This is a genomic window from Pseudoalteromonas sp. S3776, from assembly GCF_005886915.1.
Classification (GTDB): Bacteria; Pseudomonadota; Gammaproteobacteria; order Enterobacterales; family Alteromonadaceae; genus Pseudoalteromonas.
In genome coordinates this window covers 1-355 of sequence record NZ_PNCU01000101.1, presented here as the reverse complement: position 1 = coordinate 355, position 355 = coordinate 1, and the positions used below count along the sequence as shown (strand labels likewise).

The 355-nt window shown below is 42.5% G+C and carries 2 tRNA genes; both read left to right on the top strand.

The window, feature by feature from the left end:
• The first annotated feature begins 49 nt into the window (after positions 1-49).
• Positions 50-126 (top strand) — tRNA-Ile (locus CWC16_RS19325).
• Positions 127-169: 43 nt separating this feature from the next.
• Positions 170-245 (top strand) — tRNA-Ala (locus tag CWC16_RS19320).
• Positions 246-355: the final 110 nt, after the last annotated feature.

Below are 355 nucleotides of genomic sequence, written 5' to 3'. Positions count from 1 at the left end.
TGTCCACACAGATGATTGTTAATTGTAAAGAGAACAACACTTATTGTTTGGGTCTGTAGCTCAGTTGGTTAGAGCGCACCCCTGATAAGGGTGAGGTCGGTGGTTCAAATCCACCCAGACCCACCACTTCTTTTGAAGTGTCATAACAGACAATAAGACCAGCATATGTGGGGCTATAGCTCAGCTGGGAGAGCGCCTGCCTTGCACGCAGGAGGTCAGCAGTTCGATCCTGCTTAGCTCCACCACTTTACTTCTTAAAAATAAATATTCTTTATCGGGTAGCAATAACACCTGAGAATAGAGTGTGTTTAATTTTGAGAAGTTTTTGATTCTCTGCTCTTTAAAAATTTGGAAA